This window comes from Streptomyces sp. NPDC014733, from assembly GCF_043083385.1.
Taxonomy (GTDB): Bacteria; Actinomycetota; Actinomycetes; order Streptomycetales; family Streptomycetaceae; genus Streptomyces.
On record NZ_JBIBYO010000011.1, the window covers coordinates 98,905 to 112,837 of the forward strand.

General features: G+C 73.7%; 14 protein-coding genes. 8 read left to right on the forward strand and 6 right to left on the reverse strand.

All coding sequences use genetic code 11. The features are described 5' to 3' along the window. Positions 1 to 35 precede the first annotated feature (35 nt). The gene (locus ACF1BH_RS23235) at positions 36 to 1,040 is read left to right on the forward strand and encodes an MASE1 domain-containing protein (protein WP_391645100.1); all 1,005 of its coding nucleotides are present in this window, start codon (positions 36 to 38) and stop codon (positions 1,038 to 1,040) included. 9 nt (positions 1,041 to 1,049) lie between these two features. On the opposite strand, the gene ACF1BH_RS23240 is transcribed toward ACF1BH_RS23235, so the two are convergent. Then, on the reverse strand, positions 1,050 to 1,934 hold the full coding sequence (locus ACF1BH_RS23240) for a LysR family transcriptional regulator (protein ID WP_391645102.1): 885 nt from the start codon (positions 1,932 to 1,934) through the stop codon (positions 1,050 to 1,052). A gap of 131 nt (positions 1,935 to 2,065) precedes the next feature. Here ACF1BH_RS23240 and ACF1BH_RS23245 point away from each other — a divergent pair, with 131 nt between their 5' ends. From ACF1BH_RS23245 to ACF1BH_RS23265, 5 genes are all read left to right on the forward strand, one after another. After that, positions 2,066 to 2,473: a 4-oxalocrotonate tautomerase family protein gene (locus ACF1BH_RS23245; RefSeq protein ID WP_391645104.1), complete on the forward strand. Its 408-nt coding sequence runs from the start codon at positions 2,066 to 2,068 to the stop codon at positions 2,471 to 2,473. Positions 2,474 to 2,852: 379 nt separating this feature from the next. Continuing rightward, the gene (locus ACF1BH_RS23250; protein WP_391645106.1) at positions 2,853 to 3,056 is read left to right on the forward strand and encodes a hypothetical protein; all 204 of its coding nucleotides are present in this window, start codon (positions 2,853 to 2,855) and stop codon (positions 3,054 to 3,056) included. Continuing rightward, a complete protein-coding gene (locus ACF1BH_RS23255) occupies positions 3,053 to 3,622 on the forward strand; it encodes a sigma-70 family RNA polymerase sigma factor (RefSeq protein WP_391645108.1) in 570 nt (189 codons plus the stop codon). The genes ACF1BH_RS23250 and ACF1BH_RS23255 overlap by 4 nt, the downstream gene beginning before the upstream one ends. Beyond that, positions 3,619 to 4,293 (forward strand): hypothetical protein, encoded by a 675-nt coding sequence (locus ACF1BH_RS23260; protein WP_391645110.1) that lies wholly within the window; start codon positions 3,619 to 3,621, stop codon positions 4,291 to 4,293. The genes ACF1BH_RS23255 and ACF1BH_RS23260 overlap by 4 nt, the downstream gene beginning before the upstream one ends. Positions 4,294 to 4,393: 100 nt before the next feature. Beyond that, positions 4,394 to 5,128 carry a Mut7-C RNAse domain-containing protein gene (locus ACF1BH_RS23265; RefSeq protein WP_391645112.1) on the forward strand — a complete coding sequence of 245 codons (735 nt, stop codon included), beginning with the start codon at positions 4,394 to 4,396 and terminating at the stop codon, positions 5,126 to 5,128. Between the two features lie 58 nt (positions 5,129 to 5,186). On the opposite strand, the gene ACF1BH_RS23270 is transcribed toward ACF1BH_RS23265, so the two are convergent. The 4 genes from ACF1BH_RS23270 to ACF1BH_RS23285 form a co-directional block, all read right to left on the reverse strand. After that, positions 5,187 to 5,642: a cyclic nucleotide-binding domain-containing protein gene (locus ACF1BH_RS23270; protein ID WP_391645114.1), complete on the reverse strand. Its 456-nt coding sequence runs from the start codon at positions 5,640 to 5,642 to the stop codon at positions 5,187 to 5,189. Positions 5,643 to 5,867: 225 nt separating this feature from the next. After that, positions 5,868 to 7,061 carry an MFS transporter gene (locus ACF1BH_RS23275; protein WP_391645116.1) on the reverse strand — a complete coding sequence of 398 codons (1,194 nt, stop codon included), beginning with the start codon at positions 7,059 to 7,061 and terminating at the stop codon, positions 5,868 to 5,870. Between the two features lie 60 nt (positions 7,062 to 7,121). Beyond that, positions 7,122 to 7,625, reverse strand: a complete 504-nt coding sequence (locus tag ACF1BH_RS23280) for a hypothetical protein (RefSeq protein ID WP_391645118.1) — start codon at positions 7,623 to 7,625, stop codon at positions 7,122 to 7,124. Between the two features lie 211 nt (positions 7,626 to 7,836). Beyond that, positions 7,837 to 8,949 carry an LCP family protein gene (locus ACF1BH_RS23285; protein ID WP_391645120.1) on the reverse strand — a complete coding sequence of 371 codons (1,113 nt, stop codon included), beginning with the start codon at positions 8,947 to 8,949 and terminating at the stop codon, positions 7,837 to 7,839. An 884-nt stretch (positions 8,950 to 9,833) separates the two neighbouring features. On the opposite strand from ACF1BH_RS23285, the gene ACF1BH_RS23290 reads away from it, so the two are divergent. Together ACF1BH_RS23290 and ACF1BH_RS23295 are read left to right on the forward strand one after the other, a co-directional pair. Beyond that, positions 9,834 to 11,237: a family 2B encapsulin nanocompartment shell protein gene (locus ACF1BH_RS23290; protein WP_391645122.1), complete on the forward strand. Its 1,404-nt coding sequence runs from the start codon at positions 9,834 to 9,836 to the stop codon at positions 11,235 to 11,237. Between the two features lie 42 nt (positions 11,238 to 11,279). Beyond that, a complete protein-coding gene (locus ACF1BH_RS23295; protein ID WP_391645124.1) occupies positions 11,280 to 13,529 on the forward strand; it encodes a family 2 encapsulin nanocompartment cargo protein terpene cyclase in 2,250 nt (749 codons plus the stop codon). On the opposite strand, the gene ACF1BH_RS23300 is transcribed toward ACF1BH_RS23295, so the two are convergent. After that, positions 13,519 to 13,737, reverse strand: coding sequence for a hypothetical protein (locus ACF1BH_RS23300; RefSeq protein WP_391645126.1), 219 nt, complete (start codon positions 13,735 to 13,737; stop codon positions 13,519 to 13,521). The genes ACF1BH_RS23295 and ACF1BH_RS23300 overlap by 11 nt on opposite strands. Positions 13,738 to 13,933 lie beyond the last annotated feature (196 nt).

Sequence of the window (13,933 nt, forward strand, 5' to 3'; positions counted from 1 at the left end):
GCGCGGGTCCGGGGCCGTTGCCCGATGCTGGAGGGATGCGCACCGGGAACGTGCCCCCTCTCGCTGCCGACGCCCTGAAGGTCCTCGCCCTGGCCGTCGCGTACTTCGTGGGCGCCCGGATCGGTCTGCTGGAGCAGGTGGTGATCGACGGGACGGTGGTCACGCCGATGTGGCCGCCCACCGGCATCGCGCTGAGCTGCCTGCTCGTCTTCGGGTTGCGCACCTGGCCGGGCATCCTGCTCGGCACGTTCTTCGTCATCGCGGGCATCGGCCCGGTGGACGCCGGGATCCTCGGCAACCTCGCCGGCAACACCCTCGCCCCGGTGTGCGCCGCGCTGCTGTTGCGCCGGGCCGGGTTCCGTACCGAGCTGGACCGGCTGCGCGACGGGGTGGCGCTGGTGGTGCTGGGCGCGCTGGCCGGGATGCTGGTCAGCGCGACGTTCGGGGCCGGGAACCAGGTGCTGATCGGCCATCTCCCGGCCGCGCAGTTCTGGCCCGCGTGGGCCGCCTGGTGGGCGGGCGACGCGATGGGCGTACTGATCGTCACCCCGCTGCTGCTGGTGGCGTGGCACGCCGGCCTGCCGCGCGCGATCCGCCCGGCGCGCGCCGTGGAGGCGGCGGCGCTGCTGCTCGCCGCCGTCGGCGTCGGGCTGCTGTGCACCCGCAGCTCGCTCTCGCTGCTCTTCCTGGTCTTCCCGCTGATCGTGTGGGCGGCGGTGCGGTTCCAGCTGGCCGGTGCCGCACCCGTCGCGTTGATCGTCTCCGTCCTGGCCATCGCGGCGGCCAACGACCGGGCGGGCCCGTTCGCCGGGCACAGCTTCCTGCTGGTGATGGTCAACCTCCAGGCCCTGAACGGCGCGGCGGCGCTCACCGCGCTGCTGCTCGCCGCGCTCGTCGCCGAGCAGAACGCCGTCCGGGAGAAGGTCGAGGACGCCTGCCGGGAGCTGGCCGAGGTGGTCGACCGCCTCGCCCCCGGTGAGGCCGCCCACCGCTGGCCGCCGGGCGCCACGGCGCCCCGCGGACGGAAGCGGGGGAGGTGACCGCCCGGGTCAGCGGGCCTCTCCGGGGCGGGCGTGCCCGGCCAGACACTCCGCGGCCGCCGTCGCTAGCGGGCGCACCGCCGGATGCCAGGGCCCCGACCGCGGCCCGCTGAGCACGAGGCGGCGCGCGGCGGGCGGGTCCAGCGGCAGCAGTACGAGATCCGGGCCGATCAGCGGCCGGGACACCTCCGACAGCACGGTCACGCCCAGCCCCGCCTGCACCATGCTGATCAGCGTGGCGAGGTCACGGACCCGCCGCGCGGGCGCGAAACGGGCACCGGCCGGGGCGTGGAGCTCCCGTACCCGCTCCTCGCAGCCGTGCGGCGCGACGAGGAACGCGTCGTCGGCGAGGTCCGCGAGGGCGATGTGCGGCTCGTCCGCCAGCGGATGGTCGCGGGGGAGCAGGGCGCGGTAGCCGTCCGAGGCCAGGGTGAGGCCCGGCCCGGGCGGCGGGTCGACGAGGACGGCGGCGTCCGCCGTGCCGTTCGCCAGCCAGTCGGCCAGCTCCCCGCTGTCGCCCTCGAAGACCCGCACCGTGACCCCCGGCAGCTCCGCCCGCCAGTGCCGCAGCAGATCCGGGAGGAGACCCCGGCGGACGGTGGGGGTGGCCGCCAGCCGGACCGTGCCGCGCAGCGTCCCGTCGTCGCCGAGCAGTTCCAGGGAGCCGACCGCCGCCAGCGCGGCGCGGGCATGCGGCAGCGCCCGCCGCCCGAGCGCGGTGGGCCGCGCCGGGACGGCCCGTACGAGGAGCGGGCCGCCCAGCGTCCGCTCCAGGGCGGCGACCGCGTGCGAGACCGCGGACTGGCTCACCCCCAACTCGTCCGCGGCGGCGCCGAAGCCGCCCGTCTCCACGACCGCGAGAAAGGCTCTGAGCTGGGGAAGATTCACGGACATGCGGCGGCCTCATGGAGCGATGACAGGGATGCGTTGGCCTCATGATGCCGCGCCGGTGAGGCTGGGCGGGCCCACGGCGGGGCGCCGCACCCGGCGCCCCGCCCCGTCCGCCGTCCCCCCCCGGGAGAGCCATGCCGTACTTCCGCGTCACCGTCACCGACCCCGCGCTGCCCGCCGAGGGGCAACGCGCCCTGGCCGAGGGGCTGACCGCCCTCGCCGTGTCCGTCCTGCGCAAGGACGCCGCACGCACCCTCGTCCACCTCGACCTCGTCCCGTCCGGCCGCTGGTTCGTGGCCGGCGCCCCGCTGACCGATGCCCGGGATGCCTACGTCGAGGGCAATCTGACGCGGGGCACGAACACCGCCGAGGAGCGGGCGGCGTTCGTCGCCGCGGCGGACGCCCTGCTCACGGACGTCCTCGGCCCGCTGGCCCGGCGCGGCGTCGCGCTCCACGAACTGGACCCGGACGGCTACGGCTACGGCGGCGTGACGCAACGCGCCCACTACGGCCGCCCCGACCGCGCGCCGGCCACGGCGTGAGGGCCAGGGGCCGCCCCGCATTCCGGCGTCCACCGAAATCATGCGGCAATGATCAGTGATCTGCCTCACATGATGAGGGGTGGGTGGATGTCGTTGTCATTTGCCCGACGGATAGTCAACCTCCGCGCGTCCGGCGTGAGGGGAAACTCCTCCCCAGGTCGGCGGGGTGGTGGCGATCCTCCCTGGTCCGGCGGGGGAGCGGACGCCGGGCGGCACGGAGGAGACCTCTCCGCGTCACCGGACGATCGCTTTCCGTATTTCCTTCCGCACCGCATTGCACGTTTGCCCACCCCTTTCGGAAATCCTGCGGAGGAGGACAGCGAAATCTCCGGCGCCCGCCGCACCCCGGCGGGCGCCGGGCCGGAAGGAGGACACAGACGTGACTCTCAACGATGCGCTCGCCCCGCTGGTGCTGCTCACCGCGGTGCGTGTCTTCGCCCCGGACACCCGACGCCTGACGCGGCGTCTGCTGCGGGCGGGCGTCCGGGTGGGCGCGGCGGCACTGGTCGAGGACCGTCCGCCCGCCCCTCCGTGGCACACCGGCCACGTACCTGCCGCCCGGGACGAGGAGGTCTCCCCGTGAACGCCGACCTACCGCCGGTGCAGTACACCCTGCCGACCGCCCTGGAAGCCTTCCACGACCTGTACGTCAAGGCGTACCTCAACTACGCCCACACCATGCTCGGCGACAAGGACGCGGCCCAGGCCGTCGTCCGCCGCTGCTTCTCCCACCTCGCCCTCAACTGGGCGCACGTCATCCAGGAGGAGAGCCCGGAGGCCTACGCCTGGGCGCTGCTGAAGGTCCGCGTCGACACCCATCTGCGGCTCACCGGAGCGCCCTCGCGGATGGTGGCGACCACGGCCTTCCAGCGCACCGCGCGCGCCACCCTCGAATCGGTCCGCTGCCAGTTCGAGGTGATGGAGACCTCCCTCGGCCTCTACACCGCCATCGCCTCCCTCCCCGAGCGGCAGTACGACGTGATCGTGCTGCTCCACGTCCTCGGCTACCCCTCGGACCGGGTCGCCGACATCATGGGCGTCACCCGCGACACCGTCCGGTCCCACCGGCGCCTCGCCAAGCGCCGGATCGCCAGAAAGCTCGGGCTGCCGCTGACCGCGGCCACCGGCGACGAGAAGGAAGAGGAGTGACCGTGCGGTCCTCGCGCAGCATCCACGAAGTCCTCGACGACGCCACGATCCCCGACGCCTTCGCCGACTTCGACCTCGCCGCCTCCAAGCGGCACATGGCGTACGACCTCGCCGCCGCCGACGCGGTGCGCCGGGACGCCACCACTCTGCGCCCCGCCCCCGGCCGCCGCCCGGCGTTGGTGCTGGTCTCGGCCCACGACCGGGCCGGTGCCGATCTGCGCGCCCTGTGCGCACAGGCGCTGCACCGCGGCGACGCCGCCGAACTCCTCGCCAAGCTCGCCAACAGCCGCCGCATCGACCCCGACGGCGCCCTCCACTTCGGCAGTCTCCTGTACCTCGCCGGATGCCCCGAAGGCGCCCAGTTCTGGTGGCAGTTCGCCGCCGGGGCGGGCAGCGCCGCGGCCGCGCACTGCCTGCACCTGCTCCACCTCGCCCGCGGGGAACTCCGCGACGCCGAGCACTGGGCGGGCCAGGCGGCCGCACTCGCCGGCGGCCCGACCGTCCTCAGCCGGCCGCACACCGCACCGCCGCCCGACGGCTACCAGCCCCGCGCCGCGCTGCGCGCCGTGATCGGGCTGCTCACCGTCGACGAGGACGACGAGTTCGGCCGCGTACCGCACCCCGACCCCTGCCTCGCCGACCGGCTGAGAGAACTCGCCGACGCGCTCTGACCCGCTCGGCGAAACGTGGGCCGCCGCCCGACGGTCGCACCTGCCCCCACCAGCGGAAATCCCCTGGCCCGGGCGGTGCGGCCGGTGCCATGCTGGAGGGGTGAACGGACCCGAGATCTCCTTCAGCTTCGCGCCCGCGCTCCATCTCTTCCTCCCCGCAGGGCGCTCCGGCGACCACGCCCGTGTGGTGACGGACGGAGCCGCCTCGCTCGGCCATGTCGTCGAATCGCTGGGGGTGCCGCTCACCGAGGTGGGGGAGTTGCGGGTGGACGGCGCGCCGGTCAACCCGTCGCATGTGCCGCGCGCGGGCGAGTGCGTCACGGTGCTCGCCGTCGCCCGCCCGCAGACCGTCCCCGGGGCCCCGCTGCGCTTCCTGCTCGACGTCCATCTCGGCACCCTGGCCCGCCGGTTGCGGCTGCTGGGCGTCGACGCCGCGTACACCGCCGAGGACCCGGGTGACGCGGCGCTGGCGGCACGGTCGGCGGCCGAGCGGCGGGTCCTGCTCACCCGCGACCGCGGGCTGCTCCACCGCCGCGAACTGTGGGCCGGCGCCTACGTCTACAGCGACCGGCCCGATGACCAACTCACCGACGTCCTCGGCAGGTTCGTGCCCGAGGTCGCGCCCTGGACCCGCTGCACCGCCTGCAACGGCCCGCTCACCGACGCCGGCAAGGACGCCGTCGTCGAACGGCTCCACCACGGCACCCGCCGCACCTACGACGTGTTCGCCCGCTGTACGGAGTGCGACCGCGTCTACTGGCGCGGCGCCCACCACGCACGCCTCCAGGCCCTCGTCGACCGGGCACAGGGCACCCTCGCGGCCGCCCGGAGCTGAGCCGGGCGGCCGCGGTCGGGCCGGGTGTCCCGCCCCGGCCCGGGGTCCGCTACGCCGTCTAGGTCGTCACCGCGTGCGGGACCGCGTACTGGTCGATCAGCTTCGCCCGGGTCGCCTCCAGCCGGTGGGCCAGGACCTGGGTGATGGCGCTGACCAGCGTCAGCCCCAGCGCCGGGTCGGCGTCGCAGAGCGCGCGGACGCTGCGGGCGTCGAATTCATGGGCGCGCACCGGGCTGAACGCCTCGGCTCCGAAGTCCCACTCGTGCGGCGGGAACAGCCAGGACCAGCCCAGCAGATCCCCGGGGCCGAGGGTGGCCACCGTGACGCGGCGGCGGCCCGGGACGTTCAGGTCGAGCGTCACCGATCCCGAGCGCAGCACCCAGAACCGGTCCGCGCGGCCCCGCTCCTCGAAGATGCGGGTGTCCTGCTCGAACGACACCTCGCGCGCCAGCGTCATCAGCTGGTCACGGTACGCGGTCGGAAGCGCGGTCAGCAGCCGCGTCGCGATGGTCATCTCCGGTGCCCTCCTCGCCGTAGGCGGATGCCCGCCCCCGCAACGGCGCGGGCGTACGGCCGTTCTCCTTCCATTGGAACCGTGCCGGGCGGCCACGGCACCCCGGGAGGGCGGAGAGGGCCGGTCACCCCGGGCCGCAGCGGGGCCCGCGGCACCTCGGCCGACGGCCCCCGCCGGATCACGGGCGCCCGGCCGCGAGGGCTCGGGCCGGTCCGCCGCGGCCCGTCACCTCTCACCGGGCGGGCGCCGCAGCACGTACACCCCCACCACCACCGCGACCACGATCACGCACCCGGCGAACGTCAGCCCCGCGCCGCGCAGCCCCAGCGGCACGGTGAGCGCCCCGACGCCCACCACCGGCAGCGAGATGCCCACGTACGCCGCGAGGAAGAACGCCGAGATGGTGCCGCCCCGGTGGGCGGGCGGGGCCGCCGCGCCCACCGCCGTCAGCCCGGCCCGGAACGCGAGGCCCTGCCCGAAGCCGCCGCACAGCGCGCCGCCCACCAGCAGCGGCAGCGACCGCACCGCCAGCGACGCCCCCACCAGCAGCAATCCGGCGACCAGCACCAGGCACCCGGCGGGCAGCGCCCGCCGCACCCCCAGCCGGCCGGACAGCGCCTGCCCGGCCGTCGACCCGAGGAAGACGGTGAAGACCACCGCGCCCGAGACCGCCAGATTGTGCACGCCCAGCGTCTGGCCGACGAAGCTCGGTGCCACCGCCGTGAACAGCCCCAGCAGCGAGAACCCGGCGAACGCCGCGACCGCCGACGGCACGAACACCCCCCGCACCTCCGGCGGCGGCACCAACCGCCTCGGCCGCGGCGGCGACGGCCGTCCCGGCTCCGCCACCGTCTCCGGCAGCACCCGGATCACCAACGCCGCAGCCACCGCCAGCAACGCCAGATGCACCAGGAACGGCAGCTTCAGCGGCCACGGCGCGTACTGCGCCAGCGCCCCGGCCAGCAGCGGACCGCACCCGAGCCCGCCCATGTTCGCCGCCGTCGCCGCGAACCCGGCCACCGCCTCACCGCCGGGCCGCGCCAGCTCCAGCACCGCCGCCGTCGCCGCCCCGCTGAACAACCCCGCCGCGAACCCGGACAGCACCCGCCCCAGCAACAGCAGCGGCAGCCCGCCCTCGTCCACGAAACAGAGCGCGCTCGCCGCCGACAGGCCCAGCGCCACCAGCAGCACGGGCCGCCGCCCCACCTCGTCCGAGACGTTCCCGGCGAGCAGCAGCACCGCGATCACCCCCAGCGCGTACGCCGCGAAGATCACGGTCACCATCAGCTGTGACAGGCCCAGCTCCTGCCGGTAGAGCCCGTACAGCGGGGTGGGCAGGGTGGTGCCCGCCATGCCGATGGCGAACACCACGGCCGCCACGAGAGGCCCGGGACGCCGGTCCGTACGTCTGATGATCATGACGGCCACAGTAGGAGCCCCGCCGGACCCCGTCGACCCGTTCGCCCGGCGGGCCCCGCCTCAGTCGGCCAGCTGGTCGTACAGCGCCAGCGGCGTCACATACCCCGGCCACCGGCCGTCGTCGAAGAGATGCACCCCGCCGTCCTGGTAGCACTGGTCGACGAGCTGGGAACAGATCATGTGGCCCGTCGCCGCCACATAGCGGCGCAGTCCCGGCACCGGCAGCTTCAGCCGGTGCGTGGCGATGGCCAGATAGTCGAGGAAGCTGTACGGCACGCCCTCGTACACCGAGGACGCCGTGCAGATCCGGTCGCGGTCCGCGTCGGTCAGGCCGGGCGGGCAGACGTACACCACGTCGGCGCCCGCATACGAGTCGAGGGGGACGATCCGCGCCCCGCCGGGTTCGGCCTCGATCAGCCGGTCGCCGGGCAGGACGAGGAACGCGTGCTGGTAGTCGGCGAAGCCGTTGCCGTTCAGCCACTGGCCGAACCGGATCAACCGGCCCACCGTGCCGGATATCTGGGTCAGACCTATGTCGCCGGGTTGCGGACTGGCTTGGATCATCTGCGGCTCCGGGAGAGGCGAAGAGGAATGCCACCGGTACCCCCGGCTGATACCCGCCCCCGGCACTGACGGACCGTCATCGAAGGTGACGGAAAAGGAAAAAGGGGAGTGCGCGGGCGCACCCGGACCCCGCCGCCGCGCCGGGGCGCCGGTCGCCGCCCGGCGGGAGGGAGCTACGGCCCGGCCGGACGGAGCCGCCGCCCCGCCCCGCTCAGGACTGGACCACCACCGGGGACGAGCCCTTGTCGCCCACCGAGTCGCGCCCCGCGGACGCCGGGATCGGCCGGTCGTCCCGGAGTGCCTGCCACACCTTCGCGGACGCCGCGGGCAGCGCCACCACCCGGTCCGGGTTCTGCGGGTCGTAGGTGACCGGCAGCGTCACCATCTTCATGTTCTTCGGGCCGATGCCCTTCAGCTCCTGGGCGAGGCCCAACAGCTTGCCGGTGGAGGCGAGTTGCGAATCGGCGCGCACCGTCCGCGTCGCGGTGTCCGCCAGCGCGTACAGTTTCGCCGGATTGCTCAGCCCGACATCGTCGATCCGGTGGGTGAGCGCCTTGATGAACGCCTGCTGCAACTGGATCCGTCCCAGGTCACTGCCGTCCCCGACGCCGTGCCGGGTCCGGACCAGGCTCAGCGCCTGCTCGCCCTTGAGGGTGTGCTTCCCGGCCGGGAGGTCGAGTTTGCTGTGGATGTCCTTCACCGCCTGCTTGGTGGTGATGTCGACGCCGCCCAGCTCGTCGATGATCTTCTTGAAGCCGGTGAAGTCGACCTCCAGGTAGTGGTCCATCCGCACCCCGGACAGTGCCTCGACCGTCTTCACCGTGCACCCCGGGCCGCCGACCTGGTACGACTCGTTGAACATCACCTGGTGCGCGGCGGGCGCCGCACCGCCGCCCGGCTTCGGGCACGCCGGCCGGTCCACCATCGTGTCGCGCGGAATGCTCACCACGCTCGCCGTGCGGTGGTCCTTGTCGACGTGCAGCACCATCGTGGTGTCCGACCGGGCGCCGCTGATGTTCCTGCCGTACTCGCCACCCGTACCGGCCCGCGAGTCGGAGCCCAGCAGCAGGATGTTCATCGCCCCGTCCTTCGAGGCGCCGGGACGGTCCTTGCCGAGCGCCGCGTTGATGTCGACGCCCTGGAGGTTGCCGTTCAGATGCGACCAGAGGTACGCGGTCCCGGCGCCGCCCACGGCCACCACGCCCAGCGCGGTCCACGCGGCGATCCGCAGCCCCCGGCGGCGGCGACGCGGCGGCCGGGGCCCGTCCCCGTGCGCCGGGATGTCCGCCGGATACGGCCCGTTGTTCCCGCTGTCCTGCGGCATCTGCACTCCGTCCTCCGCCCGCCCGGGCACGGCTGCGCCCGGCGTGCGTTGTCGATGGCCCGGGCGTCCGGTCGCGGTCGGCCTGCGCCGGACCGGCCGCGGGCCCGCACGGGCCCGGCGCCCTGGCGTGCGGGAGCGCCGTCCGGCGCTCCCGCCCCGCCGGCGCGCTCCGTGCACGGGCCGGCGGCCCGGGGACGGACCAGGTCCGCGCCCGGGGCCCGACCATCCTGGGCGGACGCCGCCCCACGGGCAACGACGTCCCGTACTACCCCGCCGCGTAGACGCCCCGCCCCGCCTCCCGGAAACCGCCGCACCCGCGAGGCGCACGGCCCCGCCGGGTCCACTACCCGGCGTCGTACGTGACGGACGACCTATGGCCGGGGTCACAACCGCACCCGAAGCCTCGCATCCGTAAACATGGGTAATGCACTTTTTGTCCCCGACGAAGGGGAGGGAGCGCGCGGCCACCCAGCACGCCGGAGCCACCCGCTCCGCCCCGTCCCGCCCGTCCCCGAGCCGCGAGAACAAGCCAGAGAAGGAACGTGTGACCGTGCGGCAGCACGCCGCACATCCCCTGGCCGGCGGGGAAAGCGGGGGAGCGGCCCCGTTCGAGGGGCGAAAACACGCCGCCCGAGGTGGGTCTCACGTTTCGCGGACCGCATGTCACTCGTACGGGCGTACCCGGTCGGTGGGGCGCCGGAATCGGCTTTTGCCTCTGTGACACGGCCTTAGTGTGATCAACGGATTCCCCGAGCGGCCCGGACCCCGTCCGCCCGACCGGCCCGGGACCACCCACCCCCACCCGACTCCCGCCCTCCGGCGCCGGGTTGCCGCATGCCCGGCGACCGCGCGGACCGGGCGTCCACCACGATGAGGAGCGCCGGATGACGATCCCCGCCGGTACCGAGGAAACCCGCGCCGCACAGCAGAGCCTGGGCACCGCCGCCGCGCGGAACCTCGCGAGCACCACCAAGTCCGCACCCCAGATGCAGGGCATCACCTCCCGCTGGCTGCTGAAGATGCTCCCCTGGGTCGAGACGAAGGGCGGCGCCTACCGCGTCAACCGCCGCCTGACCTACACCGTCGGCGACGGCCGCATCGACTTCGACCAGACCGGCTCCCGCGTCGCCGTCATCCCCCAGGAACTGGGCGAACTCGCCCCGCTGCGCGGCTTCGACGACACCGGCGTCCTCACCGCCCTCGCCGACCGCTTCGCGCAGCGCGAGATCGCCGCCGGCGAGGTCCTCGCCGAGCAGGGCAACCCCGTCGACCAGGTCTTCCTGCTGGCCCACGGCCGCATCGCCCGCACCGCCGACGGCCGCTACGGACACGCCGCCGGCCTCGGCGTCCTCGCCGACGGCGACCACTTCGGAGCCCAGGGCCTCACCGACCCCGACGCCGTCTGGGAGTACACCGCCAAGGCCGAGACCGCCGGCACCGTCCTCGTCCTCGCCCGCCGCGACTTCGCCGCCCTGCTGGACACCGCGCCCGCGCTCCGCAGCCACCTCCAGGAGTTCGCCGCCCTGCCGCAGCAGGCCCAGAACAAGCACGGCGAGGCCGAGATCGCCCTCGCCGCCGGCCACACCGGCGAGCCCACCCTCCCCGCCACCTTCGCCGACTACGAACTCCGGCCCCGCGAGTACGAACTGAGCGTCGCCCAGACCGTGCTGCGCGTCCACACCCGCGTCGCCGACCTCTACAACGAGCCGATGGACCAGACCGAGCACCAGCTCCGGCTGACCATCGAGGCGCTGCGCGAGCGCCAGGAACACGAACTGGTCAACAACCCCGAGTTCGGTCTCCTGCACAACGCCGACTACCGCCAGCGCATCCAGACCCACTCCGGCCCGCCCACCCCGGACGACCTCGACGAGCTGATCAGCCGCCGCCGGGGCACGAAGTTCCTCCTCGCCCACCCCCGCACGATCGCCGCCATCGGCCGCGAGATGAACGCCCGCGGTCTCTACCCCACCCATGTCGACCTGGGCGGCCAGCAGGCCCCCGCCTGGCGCGGCGTCCCGATCCTGCCCTGCAACAAGATCCCGGTCACCAAGGAGAGCACCAGCTCGATCCTCGCGCTCCGTACCGGCGAGGACGACCAGGGCGTCATCGGCCTGCACCAGACCGGACTGCCCGACGAGTACGAGCCCGGTCTCTCCGTCCGCTTCATGGGCATCAACGAGCAGGCGATCATCTCGTACCTGGTCTCCACCTACTACTCCGCCGCCGTACTGGTACCGGACGCGCTCGGCGTGCTGGAGAACGTCGAGATCGGCCGCCGGGGCTGACCGGGCGCCGAGGCGGACACGACGAGACGAGGTGAGGCGCAGATGACACAGCCCTTCGTACTTCCGGAGTTCTACGAGCCGTATCCCGCACGGCTCAACCCGCACCTGGAGGCGGTCCGTGACCACTCCAAGGCGTGGGCCCGTGAGATGGAGATGATCGAAGGGTCAGGCATCTGGGACGAGCGGGACTTCGACGCCCACGACTACGCCCTGCTCTGCGCCTACACCCACCCCGACGCCCCGGCGGCGGAGCTCGCCACCGTCACCGACTGGTACGTCTGGGTCTTCTTCTTCGACGACCACTTCCTGGAGAGCTTCAAACGCGGCCAGGACATGGCGGGCGCCAAGGCCTACCTCGACCGGCTGCCCGCCTTCATGCCGGTGGACCCGGCCGGCCCGCCGCCCGAGCCGGTCAACGCCGTCGAGAAGGGCCTCGCCGACCTGTGGCGACGCACCGTTCCGGCGATGTCCCGCGACTGGCGCCGCCGCTTCGCGGAGTACACCCAGCATCTCCTGGAGGAGTCGCTGTGGGAGCTGGCCAACATCAGCACCGGCCGCATCGCCAACCCCGTCGAGTACATCGAGATGCGCCGCAAGGTCGGCGGCGCCCCCTGGTCCGCCGGGCTCGTCGAGTACGCGGCGGGCGCCGAGATACCCGCGGCCGTCGCCGCCACCCGTCCGCTGCGGGTCCTCAAGGACACCTTCTCCGACGCCGTCCACCTGCGGAACGACCTCTTCTCCTACCAGCGGGAGATCGAGGAGGAGGGAGAACTCTCCAACGGTGTCCTGGTCTTCGAGACCTTCCTCGGCTGCACCACCCAGGAGGCCGCCGACGCCGTCAACGACCTCCTCACCTCCCGGCTCCACCAGTTCGAACACACCGCGCTCACCGAGGTGCCCGTCCTCTGCGCCGAACACGGTCTGTCCCCCGCGGCCTGCGCCGACATCGCCGCGTACGTCAAGGGGCTCCAGGACTGGCAGTCCGGCGGCCACGAATGGCATCTGCGCTCCAGCCGCTACATGAACGCCGCCACGGACAAGACGCCGAGCGCCCTCACCCCCGTCCTCGGCGGACCCACCGGCCTCGGCACCTCCGCCGCCCGCATCGCCGGCTCCCTCGCGGCCACCCTCCCGGCCCGCGTCCGGCAACACACCCATGTGCCGTTCCGGCCCGTCGGAAAGGTGCGGCTCCCGGAGCTGTACCTGCCGTACACCACCCGGCTCTCGCCGCATCTGGCGGGCTCCCGGGAGCGGATCGTCGGCTGGGCGCGCCGCATGGGCATGCTGGAGCAGCCGCCCGGGCTGCCCGGCGGCGGCTCCGCGCCGCCCGTCATCTGGGACGAGCACAAGCTTCGCGCCTTCGACTTCGCCCTCTGCTCCGCCGGCATCCACCCGGACGCCACCCCCGAAGGTCTCGACCTCACCACCGGCTGGCTGACCTGGGGCACCTACGGCGACGACTACTACCCGGTGGTCTTCGGCCGCAGCCGCGACGCGGTCGGCGCCCGCGCCTGCACCGACCGGCTGTCCTCCTTCATGCCCGTCGAATCCGGCGCGGACCTGCCGGAGCCGCGGAACGCGCTGGAGCGCGGACTGGCCGATCTGTGGCGGCGCACCGCGGCTCCCATGACGCCCGCCGCCCGCCGCACCTTCCGCCGCACCATCGAGGACATGACCGGCAGCTGGCTGTGGGAGCTGGACAACCACTGGGCGAACCGCGTCCCGGACCCGGTCGATTACGTCGAGATGCGCCGCCGGACCTTCGGCGCGGACCTCACCATGAGCCTCTCCCGGCTCGGCCACGGCCGCACCGTCCCGCCCGAGATCTACCGCACCCGGCCTGTCCAGGCGATGGAGAACGCCGCCGCGGACTACGCGGGGCTCCTCAACGACCTGTTCTCGTACCAGAAGGAGATCCAGTTCGAGGGCGAGGTGCACAACGCCGTCCTCGTCGTGGAGAACTTCTTCGGCTGCGGGACGCGGGAGGCGCTGGAGATCGTCAACGATCTGATGACCTCACGGATGCGGGAGTTCGAGCATCTCCTCGCCGTCGAGCTCCCGGCACTCTTCGACGAGTTCGGCCTCGACGCGGCGGCCCGCGCCACGCTCACCGGCTACGCGGAGGAGCTGAAGCACTGGCTCGCCGGGATCCTCATCTGGCACGAGGGCTGCCACCGCTACGACGAGGCGGAGCTGCGCCGCCCCGTCGCCCCCCACGGCCGGCGCCTCGGCGGGCCCACCGGCTTGGGCACCGCGGCGGCCCGCCTGCGGCCCCGGGGCGTCACGGTGTGAGGGGGGCGGACGCCGGGCGCTCCGTACGGGAAGCGTCCGGTGTCCGCGCCACGGCGGCCGACCAGGCCGCGAGCAGCTGCTCGTACTCGGCCTGCTCCTCGGGCCCCAGCGACCGTCCGGCCCGTGCCGTCATGAACGCCCTTATGGCGGCGTTCACCTCGGTCAGGGACCGGGCGTGGAACGCCCCAGGTGCAGAAGTTGAGCACATGATGTGCATGATATGTGCAGATGCGCCAGCTGCCCAGCGATTTTGCGTCGCCTGCTTGAAGAACCGACGTACCCTCCGCCGTCCCCGACCAGTCCACAGCGCCCCGCAATGACCGGAAACCGGCGCCCACCGCGCGCAGCGGTCCGGGCGCCGCCACCCCCTCCCGCCGGGCCCGTCACCCCCTCCCACCGGGCCC

Bases quoted from the DNA above. Each gene is read 5' to 3' on its own strand.
- ACF1BH_RS23290 (WP_391645122.1), top strand. From the start codon at position 9,834: ATGACGATCCCCGCCGGTACCGAGGAAACCCGCGCCGCACAGCAGAGC.
- ACF1BH_RS23270 (WP_391645114.1), bottom strand. From the start codon at position 5,642: ATGACCATCGCGACGCGGCTGCTGACCGCGCTTCCGACCGCGTACCGT.
- ACF1BH_RS23285 (WP_391645120.1), bottom strand. From the start codon at position 8,949: ATGCCGCAGGACAGCGGGAACAACGGGCCGTATCCGGCGGACATCCCG.
- ACF1BH_RS23295 (WP_391645124.1), top strand. From the start codon at position 11,280: ATGACACAGCCCTTCGTACTTCCGGAGTTCTACGAGCCGTATCCCGCA.
- ACF1BH_RS23240 (WP_391645102.1), bottom strand. From the start codon at position 1,934: ATGTCCGTGAATCTTCCCCAGCTCAGAGCCTTTCTCGCGGTCGTGGAG.
- ACF1BH_RS23280 (WP_391645118.1), bottom strand. From the start codon at position 7,625: ATGATCCAAGCCAGTCCGCAACCCGGCGACATAGGTCTGACCCAGATA.
- ACF1BH_RS23300 (WP_391645126.1), bottom strand. From the start codon at position 13,737: ATGTGCTCAACTTCTGCACCTGGGGCGTTCCACGCCCGGTCCCTGACC.
- ACF1BH_RS23275 (WP_391645116.1), bottom strand. From the start codon at position 7,061: ATGATCATCAGACGTACGGACCGGCGTCCCGGGCCTCTCGTGGCGGCC.
- ACF1BH_RS23235 (WP_391645100.1), top strand. From the start codon at position 36: ATGCGCACCGGGAACGTGCCCCCTCTCGCTGCCGACGCCCTGAAGGTC.
- ACF1BH_RS23245 (WP_391645104.1), top strand. From the start codon at position 2,066: ATGCCGTACTTCCGCGTCACCGTCACCGACCCCGCGCTGCCCGCCGAG.